Annotated in this window: 14 protein-coding genes; 12 read left to right on the top strand and 2 right to left on the bottom strand. The window is 71.0% G+C overall.

Translation table 11 applies throughout. The features are described 5' to 3' along the window. Window positions 1-34 precede the first annotated feature (34 nt). The 9 genes from hrcA to VZF99_RS05235 all read left to right on the top strand — a co-directional run bounded on the left by hrcA (window position 35) and on the right by VZF99_RS05235 (window position 8,631). Entirely contained in the window at window positions 35-1,075 is a 1,041-nt protein-coding gene (gene hrcA, locus VZF99_RS05195; RefSeq protein WP_096905750.1) for a heat-inducible transcriptional repressor HrcA, read from the top strand. Window positions 1,076-1,128: 53 nt separating this feature from the next. Beyond that, window positions 1,129-2,295, top strand: a complete 1,167-nt coding sequence (gene dnaJ / locus VZF99_RS05200; RefSeq protein WP_067719637.1) for a molecular chaperone DnaJ — start codon at window positions 1,129-1,131, stop codon at window positions 2,293-2,295. A gap of 7 nt (window positions 2,296-2,302) precedes the next feature. Beyond that, window positions 2,303-3,100 (top strand): 16S rRNA (uracil(1498)-N(3))-methyltransferase, encoded by a 798-nt coding sequence (locus VZF99_RS05205; RefSeq protein ID WP_096905748.1) that lies wholly within the window; start codon window positions 2,303-2,305, stop codon window positions 3,098-3,100. Beyond that, complete coding sequence (locus VZF99_RS05210) at window positions 3,097-4,239, top strand: PhoH family protein (protein ID WP_253003403.1); 1,143 nt, start codon at window positions 3,097-3,099, stop codon at window positions 4,237-4,239. The genes VZF99_RS05205 and VZF99_RS05210 overlap by 4 nt, the downstream gene beginning before the upstream one ends. Beyond that, window positions 4,236-4,718 (top strand): rRNA maturation RNase YbeY, encoded by a 483-nt coding sequence (ybeY, locus tag VZF99_RS05215; RefSeq protein WP_007626431.1) that lies wholly within the window; start codon window positions 4,236-4,238, stop codon window positions 4,716-4,718. Before VZF99_RS05210 ends, ybeY begins: the two co-directional genes overlap by 4 nt. 3 nt (window positions 4,719-4,721) lie before the next feature. Next, window positions 4,722-6,044 (top strand): hemolysin family protein, encoded by a 1,323-nt coding sequence (locus tag VZF99_RS05220; protein WP_407335836.1) that lies wholly within the window; start codon window positions 4,722-4,724, stop codon window positions 6,042-6,044. Then, window positions 6,041-6,949: a GTPase Era gene (gene era / locus VZF99_RS05225; RefSeq protein ID WP_069389266.1), complete on the top strand. Its 909-nt coding sequence runs from the start codon at window positions 6,041-6,043 to the stop codon at window positions 6,947-6,949. Before VZF99_RS05220 ends, era begins: the two co-directional genes overlap by 4 nt. A 97-nt stretch (window positions 6,950-7,046) precedes the next feature. Next, window positions 7,047-7,844 carry a DNA repair protein RecO gene (recO, locus tag VZF99_RS05230; protein WP_096905746.1) on the top strand — a complete coding sequence of 266 codons (798 nt, stop codon included), beginning with the start codon at window positions 7,047-7,049 and terminating at the stop codon, window positions 7,842-7,844. A 22-nt stretch (window positions 7,845-7,866) separates the two neighbouring features. Beyond that, window positions 7,867-8,631 carry an isoprenyl transferase gene (locus VZF99_RS05235; RefSeq protein ID WP_069388953.1) on the top strand — a complete coding sequence of 255 codons (765 nt, stop codon included), beginning with the start codon at window positions 7,867-7,869 and terminating at the stop codon, window positions 8,629-8,631. Between the two features lie 15 nt (window positions 8,632-8,646). On the opposite strand, the gene VZF99_RS05240 is transcribed toward VZF99_RS05235, so the two are convergent. Both VZF99_RS05240 and VZF99_RS05245 read right to left on the bottom strand, forming a co-directional pair. Beyond that, window positions 8,647-9,081: a Fur family transcriptional regulator gene (locus tag VZF99_RS05240; protein ID WP_069388954.1), complete on the bottom strand. Its 435-nt coding sequence runs from the start codon at window positions 9,079-9,081 to the stop codon at window positions 8,647-8,649. A gap of 4 nt (window positions 9,082-9,085) precedes the next feature. Continuing rightward, the gene (locus VZF99_RS05245; RefSeq protein ID WP_067719606.1) at window positions 9,086-9,454 is read right to left on the bottom strand and encodes a helix-turn-helix transcriptional regulator; all 369 of its coding nucleotides are present in this window, start codon (window positions 9,452-9,454) and stop codon (window positions 9,086-9,088) included. Window positions 9,455-9,641: 187 nt separating this feature from the next. Between VZF99_RS05245 and VZF99_RS05250 the strand changes: the two genes are divergently transcribed. From VZF99_RS05250 to VZF99_RS05260, 3 genes are all read left to right on the top strand, one after another. Beyond that, window positions 9,642-11,036, top strand: a complete 1,395-nt coding sequence (locus VZF99_RS05250; RefSeq protein WP_206474274.1) for a glycine--tRNA ligase — start codon at window positions 9,642-9,644, stop codon at window positions 11,034-11,036. 58 nt (window positions 11,037-11,094) lie between these two features. Continuing rightward, a complete protein-coding gene (locus VZF99_RS05255; RefSeq protein ID WP_096905743.1) occupies window positions 11,095-11,712 on the top strand; it encodes a YdcF family protein in 618 nt (205 codons plus the stop codon). 77 nt (window positions 11,713-11,789) lie between these two features. Continuing rightward, a complete protein-coding gene (locus tag VZF99_RS05260; RefSeq protein ID WP_313314074.1) occupies window positions 11,790-13,052 on the top strand; it encodes a deoxyguanosinetriphosphate triphosphohydrolase in 1,263 nt (420 codons plus the stop codon). The last annotated feature ends 7 nt before the right edge of the window (window positions 13,053-13,059 follow it).

The following is a 13,059-nucleotide window of genomic DNA, read 5'->3' on the forward strand; positions in this document are numbered from 1 at the left end:
AGAATCGCCACGACGAGCACAGGGAGGAGCGAGTATGTCGAGTACGGCCGATCGTAGGACCGACGTCTTACGGGCGATCGTCTCCGACTACATCGCCTCCCACGAACCGGTCGGGTCCAAGGCCCTCGTCGACCGGCACTCGCTGGGCGTGTCCAGCGCCACCATCCGCAACGACATGGCCGTACTCGAGGCCGAGGGGTTCATCGTCCAACCCCACACCAGTTCCGGTCGGGTCCCCACGGAGAAGGGCTACCGGCACTTCGTCGACTCCATCGAGGAGATCACCCCGCTGTCGCGCGCGGAACGCCGGGCGATCCAGGCCTTCCTCGAGGGCGCCGTCGACCTGGACGACGTCCTCCGGCGGGCCGCACGGCTGCTGTCCCAGCTCACCCGTCAGGTCGCCGTCGTCCAGTACCCGGTCCTCGGTCGCTCCACGGTGCGCCACCTCGAGGTGGTGAGCCTGAGCCCCACCCGCCTGCTGCTGGTCCTCATCACCGACACCGGCCGCGTCGATCAGCGGACGGTGGAGCTGGCCGCGCCGTTGACCGACGAGCTCCTCGCGGAACTGCGGACCCTGCTGTCCGAGGCCGTCGCCGACAAACGTCTTCCCGACGCCTCCGAGGCCCTGGCCGGCACAGGAGACCGGGCCCGTCCCGAGATCCGCGACGCGGTCGAGCGCTGCGTCACGGTCCTGGTCGGCACGCTCGTCGAACACCCCGACGACCGGATCGTCCTCGGCGGCACGGCCAACCTCACCCGCAGCGCCGCCGACTTCGACGGCTCCTTGCGCTCGGTTCTCGAGGCGCTCGAGGAGCAGGTCGTAATCCTGCGGCTGCTCACCGCGGCCCACTCGGTGGGCCGGGGAGGGCCGGGGGGTGTCTCCGTCCAGATCGGGGCGGAGACCCAGGCCGCCGAGATCCGCGGCGCCTCCGTGGTGTCCTCGCAGTACGGGGCGGAGGGCCAGACATTCGGTGGGATGGGGGTGCTCGGGCCCACACGGATGGACTACCCGGGAACAATCGCCTCGGTCGCCGCTGTTGCCCACTACGTGGGCGAGCTCATCACCGGGCGCTGACGTCCGTACGCTCCTTCCCGGAGCCAGATCTTCCTCTCGACGAAAGGCCACACGTGTCACGCGACTACTACGGGACCCTCGGGGTCGATAGGGGCGCCTCGGAATCCGAGATCAAGCGCGCCTACCGCAAGCTCGCCCGGGAGCTCCACCCCGACGTCAACCCGTCGGACGAGGCGCGTGAGAAGTTCAGTGAGATCACCGCGATCTACGAGGTGCTCACCGACCCCGAGAAGCGCCGGGTCGTCGACATGGGCGGCGACCCGCTGGACTCCTCGCCCGGCGCCGGTTACGGCGGCGGCGGCGGCTTCGGTGGTGGCTTCGGCAGCGGCGGCCTCGGTGACGTGTTCGAGGCCTTCTTCGGCGGCGGCGGGGGAGGCGGCGGCGGCCGCGGTCCGCGCAGCCGCGTGCAGCCCGGCTCGGACGCCCTCATCCGCGTGACCCTGGGCCTGGACGAGTGCGCCACCGGAGTCACCAAGGAGATCCAGGTCGACACCGCCGTGCTGTGCGAGAAGTGCCACGGCAAGGGGTCGGCCACGGACACGCCGCCGGCCACGTGTGGCATGTGTCAGGGCCAGGGCGAGATCCAGTCCGTCCAGCGGTCGCTGCTCGGCAACATCATGACCAGCCGCCCGTGCCCAACCTGCGCGGGCACCGGCGAGATCATCACCGACCCGTGCGGTGAGTGCACCGGCCAGGGCCGCGTCCGCAAGCGCCGCACCGTCTCGGCCAAGATCCCCGCCGGCGTCGGCGGCGGCATGCGCATCCGCCTGTCCGGGCAGGGTGAGGTCGGTCCCGGTGGCGGTCCCGCCGGCGACCTGTACATCGAGGTCAACGAGCGCAACCACCCGGTGTTCGTCCGCGACGGCGAGGACCTGCACTGCACCGTCCGCGTGCCCGTCGTCGACGCCATGCTGGGCGGCGAGGTCGAACTCGAGACCGTCGTGGGCGAGCCCCTGACGATCGACATCCCGTCCGGTACCCAGCCCGGTCACACCGTCACGCTGACCGGCCGTGGGATGCCCCGCGTGCGCGGCGGCGGCGCCGGCGACCTCACGGTCCACATGGAGGTCGTGGTCCCGGAGAAGCTGGACCGCAAGCGCCGCGACCTGGTCGAGCAGCTGCGCCGCCTCGACGGCGACTCGGCCGAGGTCGTCAACGAGGACACCGCCCGCCGCGGTGGCCTGTTCTCCCGCCTGCGCGACGCCGTCGCGGGGCACTGAGGCGCCCGTGACCCCGTCGTTGTTCCGGGCCGGGACGGTCCCCGGTGTCGGCGAGACACTGGTGCTCGACGGGCCGGAGGGCCGGCACGCCGGATCCGCGCTCCGCGTCCGGGTGGGAGAGGCCGTGCGGGTCGGTGACGGTCGGGGAGTGGTGGCGGACTGTGTGGTGATGACGACGAGCCCCGGCAGGGTCGAGGCGGAGGTCGTCACCCGGGTCGACGTCCCACGCCCCACCCCGGAGGTCACCGTCGTGCAGGCCCTGCCCAAGTCCGAGCGGTCCGAGCTGGCGGTCGAACTGGCCACCGAGGCCGGAGCCGACCGGATCGTGCCGTGGCAGGCCGACCGCTGCGTGAGCCGCTGGACCGGCCCCAAGGTCGACAAGGGCCGCACCAAGTGGACCAACGCCGCCCGCGCCGCGGCCAAGCAGTCGCGGCGGGCGTGGGAGCCCGAGATCGGCGACCTCGTCGACTCGACCGCTCTCGCCGCCCTGGTCGCCTCCGAGGTCGACGCCGGCGCCTGCGCACTCGTCCTGCACGAGGACGGCGCCGCCGGTTTCGCCGACGCGGTCACCGCGGGCCCGCCGGCGACACGGGTCCTCGTCGTCGTCGGCCCCGAGGGCGGGGTCTCCGACGCCGAACTCGACGCGCTGACCGCGGCAGGCGCCCGGCCCGTCGTCCTGGGCCCGGAGGTGCTCCGCACCTCCACCGCCGCCACCGTGGCGCTCGCCGCACTCGGCGTTCTCACACCGAGATGGTCGCCCGCGGGGTCTACACTCGATCCAACCTCACCACGACACGGGAAGTGATCCACGTAAGCACCGCAGGAAACGACCGCGCCACCGGAAACGACAGCGCCACCGGGAACGACCGTCCCACCGGGAACGACCGGGATCCCGCCACGGCCACCGACACCGGTGGCGTCCGACGGGACACCGGCGACTCCTCCGCCCGCACGGCCGTCCAGCTCGACCCGGACCTGGCGATGGCGGTGCTCGGCACCGCCGACGCCAACCTCCGCGCACTCGAGGACCTGCTCGACGCGGACCTGCACGTGCGGGGTGGCACCATGACCATCTCGGGCGATCCGCCCCACGTGGACCGTGCCTCCCGGGTCGTGTCCGACCTGCTGCGGCAGGCCCGCAGGGGAGTGGAGATCACCCCCGCCTCGGTGCGGCGCTCGGTGGAGATCCTCGCCGACTCGGGGCCGCTCACGCCCGAGGAGGTGCTCGGCACCGACGTCCTGTCCCGCCGCGGCGGCATGATCCGGCCCAAGACCCTCGGCCAGAAGCGGTATGTCGACGCCATCGACGACCACACGATCGTGTTCGGACTGGGCCCGGCCGGCACCGGTAAGACCTACCTCGCCATGGCCAAGGCCGTCGCCGCGCTCCGCGCCAAGGAGGTCAGCCGCATCATCCTCACCCGGCCCGCGGTCGAGGCCGGTGAACGTCTGGGTTACCTGCCCGGCACCCTGCACGAGAAGATCGACCCGTACCTGCGGCCGCTGTACGACTCGCTGCACGACATGATGGACCCCGAGGCCATCCCGAAGCTCATGGCGGCCGGGGTGATCGAGGTGGCGCCGCTGGCGTACATGCGTGGGCGGACCCTCAACGACTCGTTCATCATCCTCGACGAGGCGCAGAACACCACGCCCGAGCAGATGAAGATGTTCCTGACGAGGCTCGGCTTCGGCTCGAAAATCGTCGTGACCGGGGACATCACGCAGATCGACCTCCCCGGCGGCCAGCGCTCGGGACTGAAGGTCGTCCGCGACATCCTCACCGGGGTCGACGACATCCACTTCTCCGAACTCACCTCCCGCGACGTCATCCGTCACGCGCTGGTCGGGCGGATCGTCGACGCCTACGCCAAGCACGAAGCGCGCCTCGAACGAGGCGAGCGACCCACCATCCACAAGAACAGGGAGCAGCGCCGCCGATGAGCATCGAGGTCGCCAACGAGTCGGGCGTGGAGGTCGACGAGGCAGAACTCATCGACGTGGCCGCGTTCGTGATCGCCCGGATGGACGTCCACCCGGCCGCCGAACTGTCGATCACCCTCGTCGACAAGGACACGATGGCCGATCTCCACGTGACGTGGATGAACCTGCCCGGCCCCACCGACGTCATGAGCTTCCCCATGGACGAGCTCACGCCCGGAGGCCGCCCCGACCTGCCCGAACCCGGACCGGCCATGCTCGGCGACATCGTCCTGTGCCCGGCGTTCGCCGCCGACCAGGCCGCCAGCTCCGGCCATCCCCTCGCGCACGAGCTCGCGCTGCTCACCGTCCACGGGTGCCTGCACCTGCTGGGGTACGACCACGCGGAGCCCGCCGAGGAGCGGGAGATGTTCGGCCTCCAGAACGAACTGCTGGGCGAGTGGTACGACCACCGAGACGAGTCCCCGAGAGTGGACGCCTGAGACGTGGACACCACCATCCTCACGGCCATCGCGGCCGTGGTGCTCATCCCCGTCGCCGGACTGTTCGCCGCCCTCGACGCCGCCCTGAGCACGGTCTCGGTGGCCCGCGTCGAGGAGATGGCCAAGGAGAACCGTCACGGCGCGACGCGGCTGTCGAAGATGCTCGCCACCCGGCCGCGGTACATCAACGTCACCGTCCTGCTCCACATGCTGAGCCTGGTGGCCGCGGCGGTGTTGTTCACCGTCGTGTTCAACGACCTCATCGACTCCACGGGCTGGGCGCTGGCCGTCGCCGTCGTGGTGACCACCGTCGCCGCCTACATCGTGGCCGGGGTCGGACCCCGCACCCTCGGCCGACAACACGCCTACTCTCTCGCCCTGGGCGCCGCGACCCCGCTGACCGTGACCGGGTTCGTCCTGGGCCCCGTCGCCACCCTGCTCGTCGGCCTGGGCAACGCCGTCACCCCCGGCGGCGGTTTCCGCAACGGTCCCTTCGCCTCCGAGATCGAGCTGCTCGAGATCGTCGACATGGCCCGCGAACGCGGGGTCGTGGCCGACGACGAATCCCGAATGATCCAGTCGGTGTTCGAACTCGGCGACACCACCGCGCGCGAGGTGATGACCCCGCGCACCGAGATGGTGTGGATCGAGTCGGACAAGACGGTCGGCCAGGCCGCGCGACTCACCGTGAAGTCCGGGTACTCGCGTATCCCGGTGGTCGACGGGGACAACTCCGACGACGTGGTGGGCGTCGTCTACCTGCGCGACATCGTCGCCCGGCTCGACGACCCGGACGGGCGCGCCGCCCCGGTGGCCGACGTGATGCGCCCCGCGGTGTTCGTGCCCGACGCCAAGCGGATCGACGACCTGCTGAGCGAGATGCAGCGGGACCACAACCACCTGGCGATCCTCGTCGACGAGTACGGCGGGACCGCCGGGCTGGTCTCCATCGAGGACATCCTCGAGGAGATCGTCGGGGAGATCGTCGACGAGTACGACACCACCGAGGTGCCGCCCGTCGAGGACCTCGGCGACGGACGCTACCGCCTGTCCGCCCGGCTCGGGCTGGACGAGGTGGCCGAGCTGTTGGACGTCGAGTTCGCCGACGAGGTGACCGAGGAGGTCGAGACCCTGGGCGGGCTCCTCGCCCTGGAGCTCGGGCGCGTCCCGCTGCCCGGCGCGCACGTCGTGTCCACCGGGCTCGACCTGCGCGCCGAGGGCGGCCACGACCGGCGCGGACGGGTCAAGGTGGTCACCGTCGTGGCCGAGCGGACCGAGAAGGACGACGACAACGACGACGACCCCGAGCGCGAGGACAACCGATGAGCACTCCCGAGAACTTCCGTAGCGGGTTCGTCAGCTTCGTGGGCCGACCCAACACGGGCAAGTCCACCCTGACCAACGCGCTCGTGGGGGAGAAGATCGCCATCACCTCCTCGCGGCCGCAGACCACACGGCACGCGATCCGCGGGATCGTGCACCGGCCGGACGCCCAGATCATCCTGGTCGACACCCCCGGACTGCACCGCCCCCGCACCCTGCTCGGCGAGCGGCTCAACGCGCTGGTCGAGGACACCTACTCCGATGTCGACCTCATCGGCCTGTGCATCCCCGCCGGGGAGCGCATCGGCCCCGGGGACCGCTGGATCCTCGAGCAGGTCCGCAAGCTGTGCCCCACCACGCCGGTGCTCGGGCTGGTGACCAAGATCGACACCGTCTCCAAGAAGAAGGTCATGGAGCAGCTCGTGGCCGTATCGAAGTTCCTCGGACCGGACTCGGAGGTCGTCCCGGTGTCGGCCGCGTCCGGCGAGCAGGTCGACGTGGTGGCCGACGTCATCGCCACCCTGCTGCCCGAGGGCCCCCAGTTCTACCCCGACGACATCATCACCGAGGAGTCCGACGAGAGCCGCATGGCCGAGCTCATCCGCGAGGCGGCCCTCGAGGGCGTCCGCGACGAGCTGCCCCACTCGATCGCCGTGTCGATCGAGGAGATCCTGCCGCACGAGGGCCGCGACGACATGGTGGACGTCCACGCCACCGTGTACGTGGAACGACAGAGCCAGAAGTCGATCGTCCTGGGCAAGGGCGGCTCGCGGATGCGCGAGGTCGGCACCACCGCCCGGGCCGGCATCGAGAAGTTGCTCGGCACCAAGGTCTACCTCGACCTGCACGTCAAGGTCCTCAAGGAGTGGCAGCGCGACCCCAAGATGCTGGGACGCCTGGGCTTCTAGCCTCTCCGCGGCTCGTGGCCCGTGGGACACTGGACACCTGAGCGCGCACGCACCCGCGTGCGCGCCCGCCCGGACATCGCCCCGGAAGGAGGCCCGGATGCATCCCTTCACCGACACGGGCCTCGTCGTGCGCACCTACGACCTCGGGGAAGCCGACCGGATCGTCACCCTGCTGACCGAGCGGCACGGGCTCGTCCGCGCCGTTGCCCGGGCCGTGCGACGCACCCGGTCCCGGATGGGCGCGAGCCTCGAGCCGTTCGCGGTGGTGGAGGTGCAGATCGCCCCGGGCCGTGGTCGCAGTGGGCTCGGGACCGTCCGCCAGGCCAGCAGCCGTGAGTCCCTGGCTCGTCCGCTGGTGGCGGACTACCCGGCGTACACCTCCGGGTGCGTGGTCCTGGAGACCGCCGAGCGCCTCGCGGGCGAGGAGGGGGCGCCCACCCCGCGGCTGCTCGGCCTCGCCGTGAACGCCCTGCGCTCACTGGCCGAGCACCGCCGCGAGCCCGGACTGGTCGCCGACGCGTTCCTCCTGCGCGCCATGTCCGCCTCCGGCTGGGAGCCCGTCCTGGACTGCTGCGTGCGCTGCGGCGTGGTGGGCCCGCACCGGGCCTTCCACGTCGCGTCCGGCGGGACCGTGTGCGTGCACTGCCGCCCGCAGGGATGCGCGATGCTCTCACCCGGCGTCGCCGAGCACCTGTCCGCGCTGCTGGCGGGGGAGTGGGACGCCGTCGGGGTGTCCTCGCCCGCCGTCGTGCGGCAGGCCTCCGGCATCGCCGCCGCACACCTGCAGTGGCATCTCGAACGAGACCTGCGCAGCCTGCCCCTGGTCGACCGCGGCACGGTCGGCCCCGTCGAGCCAGTAGAGGAGTCCCGTGCCCGGACTACCCAGATTTCGTAAGCGTCCCGTCCCTCAGGCGAGCGTGGTCCGGCCACCCACCCCGCACGCGTCGGGTGCCCGCCCGCCGGCCATCCCGGCCGAGTTCGTGCCGCGCCACGTCGCGCTGGTCATGGACGGCAACGGCCGCTGGGCGCAGGAGCGCGGTCTGCCCCGCACCGAGGGGCACAAGCGCGGCGAGGCCGTGCTCATGGACGTCGTGCAGGGCTGCATCGAGATGGGTATCCCGTACCTGTCCGCCTACGCCTTCTCGACCGAGAACTGGAAGCGCAGTCCCGAGGAGGTCCGATTCCTCATGGGCTTCAACCGGGACGTCCTGCGCCGCCGGCGGGACGAGATGCACTCGCTGGGCGTGCGGGTCCGGTGGGCGGGGCAGCGACCCCGGCTGTGGCGGTCGGTGATCTCGGAACTCGAGGAGGCCGAGGAGCTCACCCGCGACAACACGGTCATGACCCTGGCCATGTGCGTGAACTACGGGGGTCGCGCCGAGATCGTCGACGCCGCCCGCGACTTCGCCCGCCGCGTGGCCGCCGGCGAACTCTCGCCCGACGACCTCACGGAGGACAACTTCTCCCAGTTCCTCGACGAGCCGGACATGCCGGACGTCGACCTCTTCCTGCGCCCGTCCGGGGAGCTGCGCACGTCCAACTTCATGCTGTGGCAGGCCGCCTACGCCGAGTTCGTCTTCCAGGACACGCTGTTCCCGGACTTCGACCGCCGCGACCTGTGGGCGGCGTGCCTGGAGTACGCCGAGCGTGACCGGCGCTTCGGCGGCGTCACCAGCCCCTGACTCGCGGAGGCCCGGTCAGTCAGGCAGGCCAGCCCCGCCCGCCTGGCCCGCCGCGCACTCCGCGCACAGGCCGAACAGCTCGACGGTGTGGCTGACGTCGGTGAACCCGTGTGCCCGGCCCGCGCGATGGGCCCACACCTCGACCCCCGGCTCCTCGACCTCCACGGTGAACCCGCAGACGCGGCACACCAGGTGATGGTGGTGCGAGTCGGAGCACTTGCGGAAGATCAGTTCCCCGGAGTCGGTCCGCAGCACGTCGACGGCCTCCGCGTCGGCCATCGACTGCAGGGTCCGGTACACGGTGGTCAGCCCGATCGTGTCCCCGCGCTCGCGGAGTTCGGCGTGCAGGTCCTGGGCGGAACGGAAGCCCTTGGACTCGTCGAGCAGAGCGGAGATCGCGCTGCGTTGGCGAGTCGACCGCACGCCGATCGGCTTGTCCGGTGTCGTCATGGATCTACTGCTCCCCGGCGTGCCCGACGGCCGCCTCGACGATGTCGAGCAGATGCTCGTCCAATAATTCGTAGCGCATTTCCCGACCCTGCCGGTGGGAGGAGACCACGCCGGAGGACTTGAGGATGCGCAGGTGCTGACTGACCAGCGGCTGGGTGACGCCGAGTGCGTCGACCAACTCGTGCACGCACCGGGGACCGTCCCGTAGCTGCAGCACGATCGCGATACGCAGCGGGGCGGACAGGGCCCGGAGCAGTTCCCCGGCCGCGGACACCACCCGCTCGGGAGGCAGGGGGACCGGGGAGGCCCGGTGGTCGGCGTCGTGGACGTCCGTGACCGGGTCGGATCCGGTCGATCGGGGTCCGCTGTGCATCGTCTCCACCTTCCGGGCTCGCTCCCGGGCTCGGTCGCCGCCGGCGTCGTATCGGGTAGGGGACCCCAGTATCCCAGACCCGGGGGGCCGACCGGATACCCTGGTGAAAGTGCCCGGGCGCCGGCCCGCGCCGAGGTGGTCCACCCGACGCCTCCGCCAACCGACTCACCAAGGGAGAACCCCCGACGTGGCAGCCTCAGCTTCCGTCATCGACACCGTCGTCAACCTCTGCAAGCGCCGAGGACTGGTGTACCAGTGTGGCGAGATCTACGGCGGTACGCGCTCGGCGTGGGACTACGGCCCCCTGGGTGTGGAGCTCAAGGACAACATCAAGAAGCAGTGGTGGCGCACCTTCGTCACCGGCCGGGACGACGTGGTGGGCCTGGACTCGTCGATCATCCTGCCCCGCCAGGTGTGGCAGGCCTCCGGCCACGTCGAGACGTTCACCGACCCCCTGGTCGAGTGCAGGTCCTGCCACACCCGGCTGCGTCAGGACCATCTCCAGGAGGCGTACGCCGCCAAGAAGAAGCTGGATCACCCGTCCGAGGCCCCGATGTCGGAGATCGCCTGCCCCAACTGCGGGAACAAGGGCCAGTGGACCGAGCCCCAGCTGTTCTCGGGCCTGATGAAGACCTTCCTCGGCCCCGTGGACAACGAGACCGGCCTGCACTACCTGCGTCCGGAGACCGCGCAGGGCATCTTCATCAACTACAAGAACGTCATGACCACCGCGCGTCGCAAGCCGCCGTTCGGTATCGGCCAGATCGGCAAGGCGTTCCGCAACGAGATCACCCCCGGCAACTTCATCTTCCGCACCCGCGAGTTCGAGCAGATGGAGATTGAGTACTTCGTCAAGCCCGACGAGGCGGACGAGCACTTCACGACGTGGGTCGAGGACTGCTGGGACTGGTTCGTGGACCTGGGGATCGACCCGCAGAACCTGCGTCGCTTCGACGTCCCGGAGGACGAGCGCGCCCACTACTCGGCGGGCACGATCGACTTCGAGTACAAGTTCGGGTTCTCCGGCAACGAGTGGGGCGAGCTCATGGGTATCGCCAACCGCACGGACTACGACCTCACGCAGCACCAGACCCACTCCGGTGAGGACCTGCAGTACTTCGACCAGGCCTCGGGCGAGAAGTACATCCCCTACGTCATCGAGCCGAGCTTCGGCCTGACCCGCTCGCTCATGGCGTTCCTCGTGGACGCCTACACGGAGGACGAGGCGCCCAACGCCAAGGGCGGGGTGGACACCCGGACCGTGCTCAAGCTCGACCGCCGGCTCGCGCCGGTCAAGGCCGCGGTGCTGCCGCTGTCGCGCAACGCGGACCTGTCGCCCAAGGCCCGTGACCTGGCGGCCCAGTTGCGCAAGAACTGGAACGTCGACTTCGACGACGCCCAGGCCATCGGTCGCCGCTACCGCCGCCACGACGAGATCGGCACCCCGTTCTGCATCACGGTGGACTTCGACACCCTCGAGGACCAGGCCGTGACCATCCGTGAGCGCGACACCATGGCGCAGGAGCGCGTGGCGATCGACCAGGTCGAGGGGTACCTCGCGCAGCGCCTGATCGGGTGCTGACGGACTCCCCTGGCACACTGGTCGGGTGAGTAGAACAACCCGGTCCCCGGTCCGTGCGGTGTCCAGGGCCGTCGGCTGGCTCCTGGCCATCGCACTGCTGTTGTGCCTGGTCATACCCGGATTCATCTCGTTCCGGGTGTGGTCCGTGGCGCGTGTCGATGATCGATCTCCGGCCGACGCGATCGTGGTGCTGGGCGCGGCGCAGTACAACGGCATCCCCACCCCCGTGTTCCAGGCCCGGCTGGAGCACGCGGCCCTGCTGTTCGAGGAGGGGGTCGCGCCGCAGGTCATCACGGTCGGTGGTAGCCAGCCGGGTGACCTGTACACGGAGGCCGGGTCGGGGCGGGCTTATCTGACCCGCCTCGGCGTGCCCCCGGAGGTGATCCTGGCGGTGGAGACCGGGACCAACACCGAGGGCAGTCTGGACGCCGTGGCGCAGACCGTGCGCGACCAGGGCGGGCAGTCGGTGGTGCTGGTCAGCGACCCCACGCACTCGTATCGCTCGCGCATGATGGCGCGGGACGCGGGGCTGGACGCGTGGACCTCGCCGACCCGCCACGGGCCGGCGGTGTGGACCCGGGAGAACCAGATCATGGGCATCATCCGGGAGACGGGCGCGGTGCTCTGGTACCAGTACCACCGGCTCGCCGGGAGCAGTGTGGACTTCCCGGACTGAACCGCCGGGGCGGGTCGCGCGAGCGGATGCGGCCTGCCGCAGGGATGACGGGGCGGTGACGCCCGGAGGAGAAGTGGATGACGGGATACGCGTACGACGCCGCGGACGCCGAGCGCCGGGTCGACGAGGGTTCCGGCCGCGCCCGCGGGAAGGCGAGCGAACGCAGCCCGTTCGACCGGGACCGCGCCCGCGTCCTGCACTCGGCCGCATTGCGCCGGCTCGCCGACAAGACCCAGGTGGTCGGCCCCGGGGACGGCGACACCCCGCGGACCCGCCTCACCCATTCGCTCGAGGTCGCCCAGATCTCCCGCAGTATCGCGGCCGGGCTGGGGTGCGACCCGGACCTGGCGGACCTGGCGGGCCTGAGCCACGACATCGGGCACCCGCCCTACGGCCACAACGGCGAGCGGGCGTTGGACGAGGTCGCGCGCGGGTTCGGCGGTTACGAGGGCAACGCCCAGACCGTCCGGATCCTGTCGCGGCTCGAGCCCAAGGTCGTCGACGCCTCCGGCCGTGGGGTGGGGTTGAACCTCACCCGCGCCGCGCTGGACGCCGCCACCAAGTACCCGTGGCTGCCGAGGGAGGGGACGCGGAAGTTCGGCGCCTACACCGATGACGCGGACACCCTCGCGTGGATCCGGCAAGGCGCTCCCGGGGACACCCGGTGCCTTGAGGCGCAGATCATGGACTTCTCCGACGACGTCGCGTATTCGGTCCACGATGTCGAGGACGCGATCGTCGCCGGCCGGCTGGACCTGCGCTCGCTGTCCGACCGGTCGGAGGTCGCGGCGCTCGCGGAACTGGGCGCGGAGGAGTTCCGCGGTCCGGACGCCGATCAGCTGGAGCAGGCCGCCGGGCGTCTCGGCGCGCTCGAGGTGGTCCGCGCCGTGCAGCCGTTCTCCGAGAGCTTCACCGGGTTCGTGGCGCTCAAGGCCCTGACCAGTGAGCTGGTCGGCCGGTTCGTCATGCCCGCCATCCACGCCACCCGCGAGGTGCACGGGGCCAAACCACACGGCCGCTACAGCGCGGGTCTCGAGGTGCCGGTGGAGGTCGAGGCCGAGGTGGTGATGCTCAAGACGATGGCGGTGCGCTACGTCATGAGCGACCCCGGCCACCGCCTCAGGCAGGACCGCCAGCGGGACCGGATCCACCGGGTGGCGGAGTTCCTCGCCCAGTCCGCGCCCGCGGGCCTCGACCCGGTCCTGCGCCCGCTGTGGGATTCGGCCCCGGACGACGCCGCGCGGATGCGGGTGATCGTCGACCAGATCGCCCTGTACACCGAGAGCCGGCTCGAGCGGGTCGACCGGGCGAGCGCCGGCATCCAGGCCGCCTGGGGCTGAGCAGCCC

This window comes from Dietzia kunjamensis (genome assembly GCF_045689975.1).
GTDB lineage: Bacteria > Actinomycetota > Actinomycetes > Mycobacteriales > Mycobacteriaceae > Dietzia > Dietzia kunjamensis.